The following is a 12,660-nucleotide window of genomic DNA, read 5'->3' on the forward strand; positions in this document are numbered from 1 at the left end:
CGCTCACTTGAACTAGGATAACGCCATGAGTCATCACGATAAGCCACTCACCCTGCTAGGCGATTTAACGCCTGCAGACTTCTTGGCCAACTATTGGCAGCAGAAGCCACTGCTGATTCGTGGCGCTATCCCTGATTTCGTCAGCCCTATCGACCCCGATGAGCTGGCCGGGCTTGCCTGCGAGCCTGGAGTAGAGGCTCGGCTAGCGGAAGAGAACGGCCCTGATGGCCCTTGGCAGGTCTCCCATGGGCCGTTTGATAACGCCACCTTCGAGCGCCTTCAAGAAGGCCACTGGAGCCTGCTCGTTCAAGCGGTGGATCACTATGTGCCCTCTATCGCTGCGCTGATGGAAGAGTTTGATTTCCTGCCCAGCTGGCGGTTAGACGACATCATGGTGAGCTATGCGCCTCCTGGCGGAAGCGTAGGCCCCCATATTGATCAGTACGATGTGTTTCTGCTGCAAGCCAGCGGGCACCGTCGTTGGCAGCTAGGGGGCAAGCAGCCGGATAACGCCGCCATTATTCAGGGCATTGACCTGCGCATTCTGGAGTCTTTCGAGATTGAAGCAGATTCCGACTGGACGCTGGCACCGGCGACATGCTCTACCTCCCCCCCGGCTGGGCACATCACGGTGTTAGCCAAACCGACGACTGCATGACGATTTCGGTGGGTTTCCGGGCGCCCTCTGCGGACGAAGCGATCACTTCTTACGCCGATTACATTGGCGAGCAGGTCTCGGACTCCTATCGCTACAGCGACGCGGGAATGACAGCGGCTGAAGAGTTAGGCGAGCTCGACGATGCCGCTGTTGAGCGTATGCGCCAGTTTATTCTCTCCACCCTGGATAACCCTGAACAGGTTGCCCAGTGGTTTGGCCGAGTGATGACCCAGCCAAAATATATCGATCAAGTCGTGGCCCTTGAGGAGCCGATGAGCGAAGCCGACCTTGTTGCTCAACTACAAGACGGTGAGCCACTGTTCCATATGCCGGGTTCTCGCTTTGCATGGCGCAGCGATGCGTCAGGCACCACGCTATTTGTCGATGGCGACGGGCATACCTGCTCAGAGACTCTGGCAAAACGCCTCGCTGACCCAACGCCGATGTACGAAGAGGTGCTGGAAATTGACGGCGCTAAAGCGCTGATTACACAGCTCATCAACAGCGGCAGCCTTGGTTTTATGGGCGAAGGCGACGACGAGGAGTAAGGCGTGGAAGCGGTAACGGTAAAAAGTGGTAGTTGGGCATTACTGGGTGAGCCAGCCTCGCTGATTCGCCGAATCGTCTTTATCGACGAGCAGCAAGTTCCTCAAGAGGAAGAGTGGGATGGCCGCGATACGGAGTGCATGCACTTTTTAGCCACTCTCAATGGCGAGCCGGTAGGCACCGCGCGACTGCTGCCCGATGGCCACATTGGCCGCGTTGCGGTACTTAGCAGCGCCCGAGGCACGGGCATTGGCTACCAGCTAATGGAGGCGGCCATTAAAGCCGCCCGCGAGGCCGGCCACCCTCATGCAGCGCTTAGCGCCCAGTTACATGCCCTCGCTTTCTATGAACGCCTGGGGTTTGTTGCCCATGGCGATGTGTTTATGGATGCGGGGATTCCCCATCGTGAGATGGAGCTCGCCCTGTAGCCTGCCTTTGCCTGCCCTGCCAAAGCGCCACCCTGTGTGGCGCTTTTTTTATGCCAATGTTTATTCCTATGACGAAAAACGACTACACAAACAGGGCGTTTGGCGTAGTCGCTGTCGTCGGACTACAACGCCGTGTGCCCCCAAGTGACAATTGTTGATTATCCTCGCCTAGTTGATAGTTATTGCACTGCAGCGTTAGTGAGCACCTCTTCGGAGACATTGACGCTGTGTGAAGCGAAGCGCCAAGCCGCGACGTTTTACTTAGAGACGATTGGCGTAGAGACAGCGCCGCGAAATTGAACAATGCTGGAATCTATCTCGCAGGTGCAGCATAAGAATAAGCTAACGTGCGAACGACGATAACCCCGGAGGAAACAGCTCATGTCAGGACTGCTCGACGATATCAAAGCCATGGCCCAACTGCGCGAAGCTCAAGGCGGCAAGTGGTCAGCGATCAAACCTGAATACGCCGCCCGCATGCGTGCTCAGAACCGTTTCCACACTGGCTTGGACATTGCCCGCTACACGGCCAAGATTATGCGTGACGACATGGCCGCCTACGATGCCGACACCTCACAGTACACGCAATCTCTGGGCTGCTGGCACGGCTTTATCGGCCAACAGAAGCTGATCTCTATTAAAAAGCACTTCGGCACCACCAAGCGCCGTTACCTCTACCTTTCCGGCTGGATGGTGGCCGCACTGCGCTCCGAGTTCGGCCCGCTGCCCGACCAATCCATGCATGAGAAAACCTCGGTCGCGCACCTGATCGAAGAGCTCTATACCTTCTTGAAGCAAGCGGATGCCTGGGAGCTTAACCACCTGTTCCGCGCCTTGGATGACGCTAAAGCCGCAGGTGATAGCGCTAAAGAGCAAGAGCTGACCAGTAAAATCGACAACTACGAAACCCACATCGTGCCGATTATTGCCGACATCGACGCTGGCTTTGGTAACGCTGAAGCCACCTATCTGCTGGCCAAAAAATTCATTCAAGCAGGTGCTTGCTGTATCCAGCTTGAAAACCAAGTATCGGATGAGAAGCAGTGTGGCCACCAAGACGGTAAAGTCACCGTTCCCCATGAAGACTTCCTCGCGAAGATCAACGCCGTGCGTTACGCCTTTCTAGAGCTAGGCGTAGAAGATGGCGTGATTGTAGCCCGCACCGACTCTCTGGGCGCTGGCCTGACCCAGAAGATCGCCGTCACCAACGAGCCGGGTGACCTGGGCGACCAGTACAACAGCTTCCTGGATGGCGATGTCATTGAGAACGCCGACGATATCAATAACGGCGACGTGGTGATCAAGCAAAACGGCAAGCTGGTGAAGCCCAAGCGCCTTGCTTCTGGGCTCTATCAGTTCAAACCCGGGACAGGCGAAGACCGCGTGATACTGGACTGTATCACCAGCCTGCAAAACGGTGCCGACCTACTATGGATCGAAACTGAGAAGCCCCATGTTGGCCAAATTGCCAGCATGGTAAACCGCATCCGCGAAGTAGTGCCGGATGCCAAGCTGGTGTACAACAACTCGCCTTCCTTCAACTGGACTTTGAACTTCCGCCAGCAGGTATTTGATGCCTGGGAGAAAGAAGGTAAGGATGTCTCGGCTTACCAGCGCGACAAGCTGATGAGCGTGGAGTATGACAACACCGAACTTGGTCAATTGGCCGACGAGTGGACGCGTAACTTCCAGCGCGACAGCTCTCGCGAAGCAGGTATCTTCCACCACCTGATTACACTGCCCACGTACCACACCGCAGCGCTCTCTACCGACAACCTGGCTAAGGGCTACTTTGGCGACGAAGGTATGCTGGCCTATGTGGAAGGTGTGCAGCGTCAAGAGATCCGCCAAGGTATCGCCACTGTTAAGCACCAGGACATGGCAGGTTCTAACATCGGTGACGATCATAAAGAGTTCTTCCATGGCGACGCAGCGCTGAAAGCGGGCGGCAAAGACAACACCATGAATCAGTTCGGTTAATCAACCTTACTCGCAATACCTCCAGGAGGCTTCGGCCTCCTGTTTTTTTGCCTTCCGTTTAATACTTTGCAATTAACCCAAACGCGTGCAAAATTTTTGCACACTGCTTTCTTAATGCCTGCCTACACTCTACTTTATGACCTTTTTTCTGGATGGCTGGTCAAAGCTGTACGATTCCGTTATCTTTTAACGAACGCTGTTCTAAAATAAATTGTACGCAACGCCTTGCGACCGATTCACGGCCATAGATGCTGATACCCACTGGAGGTTTTAATGAAACGTTTACTACCTGTTGCCGCGTTAAGCATTCTCACACTGGCTGGCTGCGCCAACACTGCCCCCTACTCTGGTGATGTATACCGTGGCAATCAAGCGCAAACGGGCCAGAGCGTCAGCTATGGCACTATCGTGGCTATTCGTCCGGTACAGATTCAGGCCGACAGCCGTACCGGAAACCTACTAGGCGGTGGCGGTGGTGCCATCATTGGCGGCCTGCTAGGTAGCCAAATCGGCGGCGGCTCAGGGCGTCAGCTCGCCACCGTAGCAGGGGCGCTAGGTGGCGCGGTGGCGGGTACCGCTACTGAAGATCGCGCTAACCGTGTGAATGCACTGGAAATGGAAATCCGTCGTGATGATGGTACCGATGTGGTGGTGGTGCAAAGTGCTGATCGTCAGTTCCAGGCAGGTCAGCGGGTTCGCCTAATTGGTAGTGGTGCTAATCTGAGCGTAGCGCCGTACTAAATCGTGGCCTACTAAGGTCTAGCTCGTTAAGTAAAAGCACTATCTACGCAGCTGACACTATGACAGTTGCCAAACACACAGCCGCCCGGCCAAATTGGCCGGGCGGCTGTGTGTTTGGAGCAACAAATCGCGTTTAGTGAGCGACTTTACTGCTTGCCCAGTTGGCAAGTTTCATCACTACCAATGCAATCACCGCGAGCAAAATCGCCACCAGCAGCACATCTACAGGGCGAATCAAAGTTGTAGCACCCAATACGGCCAACGCAACCACCCACAAATAGCGGTTGTCGCCATGGCTTTTCAGCACGCTTGGCAGCATTTTATCTAGCCCCTGGCTAACGCCGCTTTCCCAACGCTTATTAGCAAAATAAGCAATCAGTACAAAGGCGATAACCCAAATTAAGAAGATAGTCATAACAGGCTCCGGTGAGTGTTATTTTAAGAGAAAAATTAATTGCTGTAGGGTATCCCTGCACACCCCCCGGCGCAATAGCGCTAAAGGCGTGGAGGTGGAAAAAGCCCGCTTACCCCCTGACAAGCTGGCCCACACGCGTTACCATGTTGGGACATGCACTCACCGAAAGGTTATTCAATGCAAATTGCGCAAAACTCGGTTGTCGCGTTCCACTACACCCTGACCAACGATGCAGGTGAGGTGCTAGACAGTTCTGAAGGCCGCGAGCCGCTGACGTATCTCCACGGCGCTGGCAACATCATTCCGGGCCTGGAAAAAGAGCTTGAAGGTCGTGCTGCTGGGGACAAACTGAACGTTAAAGTTTCCCCTGAAGAGGGTTACGGCGAAGTTCAAGAGCAGCTGATGCAAGAAGTACCGCGTGATGCATTCCAAGGCGTTGAAAGCATTGAGCCGGGTATGCAGTTCCAAGCGCAAACCCAAGGCGGCCCGCTCATGGTTACCGTCAAGAAAGTTGAAGTCGACACCGTTGTGGTTGATGGCAACCACCCGCTGGCGGGTCAGCACCTCAACTTTGACGTTGAAATTGCTACCGTACGCGAAGCAAGCCAGGAAGAAGCCGAGCACGGCCACGCGCACGGCGAAGGCGGCGTAGAGCACTAAGCTCTTGCATGCCACAAAGGGCGGCCAATGGGCCGCCCTTTTTATTTTAATGGCCGCTATGTGATGCTGACTCTTCTGGAATCAACACAAGTTGGCCATAACGCACGCTACGCGACGATGTCACCTCATCGGCAAACTGCTTCAGTGCACTCCCCTGCCCCTTTAAGAGTGCGACTTCCAAGCAGCTATCGTGATTGATATGCACATGCAGCGTTGAGAGCGTTAAATCGTGATGGTCATGAGAGTGACGAGTCAGGCGCTTAGAGAGATCTCGCGCCGCGTGGTCATACACATACACCAGCGCTCCCATACACGGCGCATTGGGTGCAACCTCCTCTTTCACCTGCTTTAACCCGTTGCGGGTCAAGTCACGAATGGCCTCTGAGCGATTTTGATAGCCGCGCAGCGCCATCAGCGCATCGACCTCGCTTAACAGCTCCTCATCCAGCGTTACCGTTACCCGCTGCATACTCTCTCCTTCGCCTATCCGGTGTAGTGCTCTGCCGCAACTTCCAGCGCCGATAGTATGATGTTATTGTAAAAACATCATACCAACAGCCGTGAACAGGTGTCCCATGCGTCGCACTATCATACTGGCTCTAGCAGCCACATGCGTAGCGCTAAGCGCGCCAGCGTTGGCCAAAGACCAGCTAGTGCTTGCCATTGGTGGTGAACCGGAGCAAGGGTTTGATCCGCTGTTGGGCTGGGGTCAGTACGGCAGCCCTCTATTTCAGTCTACGCTGCTTACCCGTGGTCAGGACTTAACCCCGCAATCAGGCCTAGCCACAGAATGGTCCCTTTCTGAAGATCGCCTTACCTGGACTCTCACCTTACGCACGGACGTGCGCTTTTCAGACAACACCCCGCTAACCGCAGAAGACGTTGCCTTTACGTTCACCGCCGCCGCCGAGGCAGGCGGTAGAGCGGATCTCAGCGCATTAGCGAGTACCCGTGCGGTCGACGGCAACACCGTCGAATTCACCCTCAAAGCACCGCGCATCACTTTTATCGACCAGTTGATGACGCTGGGTATCGTGCCCAACGCCGAGCGAGAAAACGGCTATGGCGACGAGTATGGCAGGCAGCCGCTGGGTTCAGGCCCTTACCGGTTAGTGGAGTGGCAAGAGGGTGAGCAGCTGATTGTTGAGCGGAACCCCTATTTTTACGGCCCCGCGCCGGTCTTCGAGCGTCTGGTGTTTCTGTTTACCGATGAAGCCGCCACCCTAAGTGCAGCTCACGCAGGCCAGGTGGATCTCGCTGCGGTGCCACCAGCGCTGGCAGCGAACATCCCTGAGCAGATGCATCGGGTGATTATGAAGAGCGTCGATAACCGAGGCATTCTGTTCCCTATGCAGCCCGCCACGGGCGAAAAAGCTGACAACGGCGCGCCGATTGGTAATAACGTCACTGCCGACCTCGCCATTCGCCAGGGGGTCAATTTAGCCCTTGATCGTGAGACGCTGGTGGACGTTGCGCTAAACGGCTTTGGTCGCCCCGCTTTTGGCCCTGCCGATGGTCTTCCCTGGAGCCATAAGGATGAGAAGCTCGCGACGCCCAACCTTTCCCGCGCTAACGCCCTGCTAGATGAAGCAGGCTGGGTACGCAAAGAAGAGGATGGACTGCGCTATAAAAACGGCCAACCTGCACGCTTTCGTCTCACATACCCCACCAGCGACACCACCCGCCAACAGCTCGCCCAGGTGAGTGCCGAGATGGTGCGCCCGCTCGGCATCGAGATACAGCCCACCGGCCGCCACTGGGACGAGATCCAACGTGAGGCGCTTCACCAAGACGCCATCGTGTTTGGCTTTGGCAGCCAAAGTCCGCAGGAAGTGTACTACCTCTTCCATAGCGAGCATGCCGGGTTCGGTTTTTACAACAGTGGTTACTACGCCAACGAGGCGGTCGACCAACACCTGGATGCCGCCCAAGCGGCGGCTAACACCGAAGAAGCCAATCAGCATTGGCAAGCCGCCCAATGGGACGGCGATACCGGCTATGGGCGACAGGGAGACACCAGCTGGGCCTGGATGGTCAACCTTGCCCACGTGTATGCCACCAACCGCTGCCTCGACCTGGGCGAACTGGGCGTTGCCCCTCACGGCCACGGCTGGCCGGTCACCGCCAACTTGCTTGAGTGGCGCTGGACGTGCGATTAACGGTTTGGCTAGCGAGCCGCCTACTTCGGCTGTTGCTGGTACTGCTAAGTGTCGCAGCGGTCTCTTTTGGGCTGATGATGCTATCTCCCATCGACCCGGTGGATGCCTACCTTGGCCCGCAAATGGCCCAGGTCAGCCCTGAGCAGCGCACGCTGATTGCCGAACGCTGGGGGTTTAACGCCCCGGCCAGTGTGCAGTTTCAACACTGGCTGCAACAGTTGCTTAGCGGAGAGCTGGGCTGGAGCCATATCTACAACCAGCCGGTAAGCGACGTCATCAACCAGCGCTTCCAGCGCTCGTTTTTTCTGCTGTTGAGCGCTTGGCTGCTCTCGCTGATACTTTGCGTAGTACTCGGCATCGCCGCAGGAAGCAAAGAGGGCTCCCTGCTGGACCGCTTGATCAGCGGCTATGCTTATATCACTGCTTCGACGCCCACGTTTTGGCTCGCCATGCTGGCGCTGCTACTTTTCTCCGTCACCTTGGGCTGGACCCCCACCTGCTGCGCAGGGCCCACGGGCGTGCTGAGCCAAGAAGTAACGCTGCTCACGCAGCTGCACCATCTCCTTTTACCTACTCTCACCCTCGCCCTGTTAGGCGTTGCCACCATCACGCTACATACCCGGGCCAAGATGGCGGCGTTTATGCGCTCGGATACCGCGCTGCACGCCTTTGCCCAAGGCGCCAGCCGTTTCGATATCGCCTGGCGCCACGGCTTGCGCCACGCCAGCCTGCCAGCGATCACTTTGGCGTTTGCCTCTCTCGGCGAGCTATTTGGCGGCTCCCTTCTGGTTGAACAAGTCTTTGCTTACCCTGGACTTGGGCAGGCGACCGTCGCCGCTGGCTTGCGAAGCGATGTGCCGCTACTGCTCGCCATAGCGCTATTTACCGCGCTATTTGTGAGTATTGGCAACCTCATCGCCGATGGCCTTTACCCGCGGGCCGACCCACGTATCGCACGGGACCGCACTAATGAATAGCCAGCCGCGCCTGGTCGCAGCAGGCTATGCAGGTGTGTTTGGCCTGCTGGTATTACTGTTGCTCAGCAGTTCTCTATGGCTGGGAGATAGCCCACTGCACATGCAGTTCGAGGCCCGCCTCATGCCTCCCAGCGCCGAGCACTGGCTGGGCACCGATGCCCTAGGGAGAGAGCTTTGGGCCCGCACGCTGGCGGGGCTTGCCTTGAGTTTTGGGGTAGGGCTGAGCGCGGCACTGTTGGGCACGCTGGTTGCTTTAAGCTTGGCGAGTCTCGCCATGCTCTCGCCCATACTGGATGCGCTGGTGAGCTTACTGATTGATACGCTGCTGAGCGTGCCACACCTGATTTTACTATTGCTGATCGCCTTTGCCCTGCGCGGCGGCACCCAGGCTGTCATTATCGCTGTTGCGTTGACCCACTGGCCCAAGCCTTGCCCGCTTGCTCAGAGCCGAGCTACTCAGCTTGCGAAACGCCCCTTATGTGGCGATTTCGAAAGGGTTTGGCAAACGCCAAGGATTTATTGTTTGGCACCACTTGCTGCCCCATGTGCTGCCTCACTGCTTGGTCGGCGCACTGCTGCTGTTTCCCCACGCCATTTTGCATGAAGCAGCCCTGACCTTTTTAGGCGTTGGCTTAGACCCTACCCAGCCCGCCATCGGCGTATTACTGGCCGACGCCATGCGCTACCTTACCGGCGGCTACTGGTGGCTAGGGGTGTTTCCTGGGCTGGGTTTACTGCTGATGGTACTGGCGATTGAACGCTTCGCCTCGATGCTGCGCAAAGCGCTGTAAAGATCGCGATTTTTAACAAGGAGTTTGCCATGCTGACCATTGACCGGCTAACCCTGCAACTCCCCTACTACCCCCGCTGGTGGCGACGGGAGTGGACCACCTGTATCGAGTCGCTCTCGCTGCACCTTCAGCCGGGCGAAGTGCATGCTGTGGTGGGTACGTCAGGCGCAGGTAAAAGCCTGCTGGCCTACGCCATTATGGGGCTACTGCCCCAAGCGGCACGGGTCGCAGGAGAGCTGCGCTTCCAGGGGGAGGACTTAACACCAGCGCGCCAGCGGCAGCTGAGGGGGCATCAGTTGGCGCTCATTCCTCAATCGTTGAATGCTCTTGACCCGCTCGCCCGCAGCCAGCATCAGGTACGCTGGGCGGCCCAACGGGCAGGATTTGGTCGCTCAGCCGCCCAGCAGCGCGCCGATGAGCTATTGAGCCGCTATCAGCTTAGCCACGCGTCTACCCACTACCCCCACGAGCTGTCAGGCGGCATGGCGCGGCGGGTGCTCATCGCTATGGCCCAGGGGGGCGACGCACGTCTGGTGATTGCCGATGAGCCCAGCGGAGGCCTTGACCCCAACCAACGCGACCGTGTGCTGGCAGCACTAAAAGCTATCGCCCTAGAGGGCAAAGCGGTGATGCTGATTACCCACGATCTGCGCCATGCCCTTACCATTGCCGACAGGGTTTCCGTGATTCGCCAGGGCCAAGCGCTGGAAACCGCACCTGCCCAGGCTTTCCAAGGCCAGGGCGAGCAGCTTATGAGTTGCTATGCGCGAACCTTGTGGCAGGCGCTACCGGAAAACGCGTTCAGCACGCAGCCCAGATTCGCGCGCCAGGAGCCAGCATTTGCTTGAAGCCCATCAACTATCGTTTCACTTTGCGTCAGGCTCGCCCCTGCTAACGAATATTTCCCTACGCCTTGCGCCCGGCGAGTGGTTAGGGCTCAGCGGTGACTCTGGAGCGGGAAAATCAACGCTTGGCAAGCTATTGGCAGGCCAGCTCACGCCCCACCACGGCAGCGTGACGATAGATGGCTCTCCGCTGCCTAAACGTGGACGACGCCCCGTGCAGCGGCTGCCGCAGTCGCCTGAATTGGCGGTGAACCCGCGCTGGCGGGTAGGAAAGATATTGACGGAAGCGTGGACACCGCCAGATACGCTGATGGAGGCGTTTGGCATTGAAGATGAATGGCTAAAGCGCTTTCCCAGTGCACTCTCCGGCGGGGAGCTACAACGGGTGTGCGTATTGCGCGCCCTCGCCCCCGGCGTCCGCTATGTGGTGGCCGATGAGATCTCCACCATGCTGGATCCGATCACTCAGCTGACGCTATGGCAGACACTCAAAGCCCACGCTGAACGCCACCAGCTTAGTGTGATCGTGATTAGCCACGATTCTGCGCTGCTCAACCGGCTATGCCACCGGCGGTACCACTTGGCCGATGGCCGACTAGGCGCGGCGCTCGAAACGCCATAAGCCAACACCAATGGCCAACGTCACGCACAGCAGCAACCACGAGCCTATCGCCACACCCTGCCACTGCGTCCAGCGCCAGAAAGGCTCCAGCCAAAAACCGCCAATGCTGGCACCGAGGTAGTAAAACACTAGGTAGAGCGCCGAGGCGCTGCCCCGTGCCCCTTGGGCATAGCGCCCCACCCAGCTAGACGCCAATGAGTGCGCCATAAAGAAGCCGAAGGCGTTAATGGTTAAGCCGAGGATGATGAGCGCCAGCGAGTCCGCCAGCGTGATGGCGGTGCCTAACATGAGAATCACAATGCCCGCACTTATGCAGCTGGCGGGGGAAAAGCGCCCCGCCAACTTGCCCGACACTGTCGAGCCAAAGGTGCCACCCAGGTAGGTGAGAAAGATCAGCCCCAGGCCACTGGCCGCCAGTTGATACGGCGCATCCGCCAAACGGAAAGTAATATAGCTGTACTGGTTAATAAAATCAGAAAGTTAATGCCGCCAAGGAAGTAGGCAGCGAGCAGCACCGGCGAGCGTAAATGGCCGAGCAGGTCCCCCACCGCTTGGCGTAATTGAAAGCGCTTAGGCGTAAAGGCTTGGCTATTGGGCAGTAGCCGCCAAAAAATGATACAGCCCACCACGGTCATGGCACCCACCGCGAGAAACGCAGCGCTAGGCCCACCGATGGCCGCCGCCCCGCCCCCAACAATCCGCCCGCTAATACCGCCTAACGAATTGGCCCCAATATAAAGCCCCACGGCACTCAGCAAGGCGGTTTTATCGAACTCGTCCGCCATCCAGGCAATCGCTACGGCGGGCAAGCCGCCGAGCACGAAGCCTTGCAGCAAGCGCAGAAACAATAAACTCTCGAAGGTAGGCGCAAAAGCTAAAGCGAGCGACAAACCACCCCCCAGGAGCAGCGTGATAAGCATAATCCCTTCGCGGCCAATGGCATCGGGGAGCGGCCCCAACACCAGAAGCGCCAAGGCCAAAGAGAGCGTAGATACCGACATCAGCAGGCTGACGCCTAAGGTGGAAACCCCGTAAGCCTCTTTCAGGCCCGGCAATAGCGGTTGCGGCACATACCGGTTAATAAACACCAAAAACGACCCTAAACATAGGGCCGCCGTCGCGCGCCACCAGGCGCGCGTTTTTGCTTCAATCATGTCCTTTCCAATGTTGACCGACGCGCACGGCCGACACTTACGGCGTATAACGACTGCTGAGCTGGGCCAGATTCGTCGGCTCTAGCGCACGACGCGATTGCCAGTAGTAGCGCTGCCAAGAGCTATTATCTAAACGTGAAATAATCACGCCCTTGGATGTGGAAGCATGGAGGAAATAGCCATTGCCGACGTAAATGCCCACGTGATTGTAGCGTCCAGGGGGGCGGAAGAAGACCAGATCGCCCGCCTGCAGCTCTTGGCGGTCGATCGGGCGTCCCTCATGCACTTGATCATAGGTAGTACGGGGTAACTCAACGTCAAAGGTATCGCGGAAAACGTTTCTTACCAGGGCAGAGCAGTCGATCCCTCGATCCGTCGTCCCTCCAATCCGATAAGGCGTTCCGGCCCACCGCTGATGCTGCTCTAACAGCGCTTGGCGAACGACCGTTGGCGGGGGCGTCTGCAGGTTACGCAGGTGAGCACTGATAGGATCAACGGGCGACATTGGAGGAGTAGCACCCTCCATGCCCGGAAGCGACATCGAGAAATAATCCTCAGGGGCTTCCATGCCCTGACGTGAGGCGGAGCCTGCACAGCCAGCTAACAGAGCAACGACGACACAAACCCATACAACAGGACAGCGGTCACAGCGGGGCGTGGCGACGCAACCATGCGATTAACCTC

12 protein-coding genes and 2 pseudogenes are annotated in these 12,660 nt (G+C 57.5%); 10 read left to right on the top strand and 4 right to left on the bottom strand.

Features of this window, described 5'->3' with window-relative positions:
- The first annotated feature begins 25 nt into the window (after nt 1-25).
- The 4 genes and pseudogenes from B4967_RS17335 (at nt 26) to B4967_RS17350 (ending at nt 4,353) form a co-directional block, all read left to right on the top strand.
- Nucleotides 26-1,206: pseudogene (locus B4967_RS17335) on the top strand (JmjC domain-containing protein).
- 3 nt (nt 1,207-1,209) lie between these two features.
- Entirely contained in the window at nt 1,210-1,632 is a 423-nt protein-coding gene (locus tag B4967_RS17340; RefSeq protein ID WP_083026591.1) for a GNAT family N-acetyltransferase, read from the top strand.
- Nucleotides 1,633-2,013: 381 nt separating this feature from the next.
- Nucleotides 2,014-3,612, top strand: coding sequence for an isocitrate lyase (locus B4967_RS17345; RefSeq protein ID WP_083026592.1), 1,599 nt, complete (start codon nt 2,014-2,016; stop codon nt 3,610-3,612).
- Nucleotides 3,613-3,885: 273 nt separating this feature from the next.
- Entirely contained in the window at nt 3,886-4,353 is a 468-nt protein-coding gene (locus B4967_RS17350; RefSeq protein ID WP_083026594.1) for an outer membrane lipoprotein, read from the top strand.
- Nucleotides 4,354-4,486: 133 nt separating this feature from the next.
- On the opposite strand, the gene B4967_RS17355 is transcribed toward B4967_RS17350, so the two are convergent.
- Nucleotides 4,487-4,768 carry a hypothetical protein gene (locus B4967_RS17355; RefSeq protein ID WP_062373619.1) on the bottom strand — a complete coding sequence of 94 codons (282 nt, stop codon included), beginning with the start codon at nt 4,766-4,768 and terminating at the stop codon, nt 4,487-4,489.
- Between the two features lie 177 nt (nt 4,769-4,945).
- Between B4967_RS17355 and B4967_RS17360 the strand changes: the two genes are divergently transcribed.
- Nucleotides 4,946-5,428 carry an FKBP-type peptidyl-prolyl cis-trans isomerase gene (locus B4967_RS17360; RefSeq protein WP_083026596.1) on the top strand — a complete coding sequence of 161 codons (483 nt, stop codon included), beginning with the start codon at nt 4,946-4,948 and terminating at the stop codon, nt 5,426-5,428.
- A gap of 46 nt (nt 5,429-5,474) precedes the next feature.
- On the opposite strand, the gene nikR is transcribed toward B4967_RS17360, so the two are convergent.
- Entirely contained in the window at nt 5,475-5,897 is a 423-nt protein-coding gene (gene nikR, locus B4967_RS17365) for a nickel-responsive transcriptional regulator NikR (protein WP_044627811.1), read from the bottom strand.
- 106 nt (nt 5,898-6,003) lie between these two features.
- On the opposite strand from nikR, the gene B4967_RS17370 reads away from it, so the two are divergent.
- The 5 genes from B4967_RS17370 (at nt 6,004) to B4967_RS17390 (ending at nt 10,822) form a co-directional block, all read left to right on the top strand.
- Nucleotides 6,004-7,587, top strand: a complete 1,584-nt coding sequence (locus tag B4967_RS17370; RefSeq protein ID WP_083026598.1) for an ABC transporter substrate-binding protein — start codon at nt 6,004-6,006, stop codon at nt 7,585-7,587.
- On the top strand, nt 7,578-8,564 hold the full coding sequence (locus tag B4967_RS17375) for an ABC transporter permease (RefSeq protein ID WP_083026600.1): 987 nt from the start codon (nt 7,578-7,580) through the stop codon (nt 8,562-8,564). The genes B4967_RS17370 and B4967_RS17375 overlap by 10 nt, the downstream gene beginning before the upstream one ends.
- A gap of 479 nt (nt 8,565-9,043) precedes the next feature.
- Entirely contained in the window at nt 9,044-9,355 is a 312-nt protein-coding gene (locus tag B4967_RS21135; protein WP_340638805.1) for an ABC transporter permease subunit, read from the top strand.
- Nucleotides 9,356-9,384: 29 nt separating this feature from the next.
- Nucleotides 9,385-10,203 carry an ATP-binding cassette domain-containing protein gene (locus B4967_RS17385; protein ID WP_083026602.1) on the top strand — a complete coding sequence of 273 codons (819 nt, stop codon included), beginning with the start codon at nt 9,385-9,387 and terminating at the stop codon, nt 10,201-10,203.
- Nucleotides 10,196-10,822: an ABC transporter ATP-binding protein gene (locus B4967_RS17390; protein WP_083026604.1), complete on the top strand. Its 627-nt coding sequence runs from the start codon at nt 10,196-10,198 to the stop codon at nt 10,820-10,822. The genes B4967_RS17385 and B4967_RS17390 overlap by 8 nt, the downstream gene beginning before the upstream one ends.
- On the opposite strand, the pseudogene B4967_RS17395 reads toward B4967_RS17390, so the two are convergent.
- Nucleotides 10,796-11,976 (bottom strand): annotated as a pseudogene (locus tag B4967_RS17395) (MFS transporter). The gene B4967_RS17390 and the pseudogene B4967_RS17395 sit on opposite strands and share 27 nt — an antisense overlap.
- Nucleotides 11,977-12,013: 37 nt before the next feature.
- On the bottom strand, nt 12,014-12,544 hold the full coding sequence (locus B4967_RS17400) for a C40 family peptidase (protein ID WP_083026606.1): 531 nt from the start codon (nt 12,542-12,544) through the stop codon (nt 12,014-12,016).
- Between the last annotated feature and the right edge of the window lie 116 nt (nt 12,545-12,660).

It is taken from the genome of Vreelandella lionensis (assembly GCF_002087295.1).
GTDB classification, from domain to species: Bacteria; Pseudomonadota; Gammaproteobacteria; order Pseudomonadales; family Halomonadaceae; genus Vreelandella; species Vreelandella lionensis.

Bases quoted from the DNA above. Each gene is read 5' to 3' on its own strand.
- B4967_RS17345 (WP_083026592.1), top strand. From the start codon at position 2,014: ATGTCAGGACTGCTCGACGATATCAAAGCCATGGCCCAACTGCGCGAA.
- B4967_RS17350 (WP_083026594.1), top strand. From the start codon at position 3,886: ATGAAACGTTTACTACCTGTTGCCGCGTTAAGCATTCTCACACTGGCT.
- B4967_RS17355 (WP_062373619.1), bottom strand. From the start codon at position 4,768: ATGACTATCTTCTTAATTTGGGTTATCGCCTTTGTACTGATTGCTTAT.
- B4967_RS17360 (WP_083026596.1), top strand. From the start codon at position 4,946: ATGCAAATTGCGCAAAACTCGGTTGTCGCGTTCCACTACACCCTGACC.
- nikR (WP_044627811.1), bottom strand. From the start codon at position 5,897: ATGCAGCGGGTAACGGTAACGCTGGATGAGGAGCTGTTAAGCGAGGTC.
- B4967_RS17370 (WP_083026598.1), top strand. From the start codon at position 6,004: ATGCGTCGCACTATCATACTGGCTCTAGCAGCCACATGCGTAGCGCTA.
- B4967_RS17385 (WP_083026602.1), top strand. From the start codon at position 9,385: ATGCTGACCATTGACCGGCTAACCCTGCAACTCCCCTACTACCCCCGC.
- B4967_RS17400 (WP_083026606.1), bottom strand. From the start codon at position 12,544: ATGGAAGCCCCTGAGGATTATTTCTCGATGTCGCTTCCGGGCATGGAG.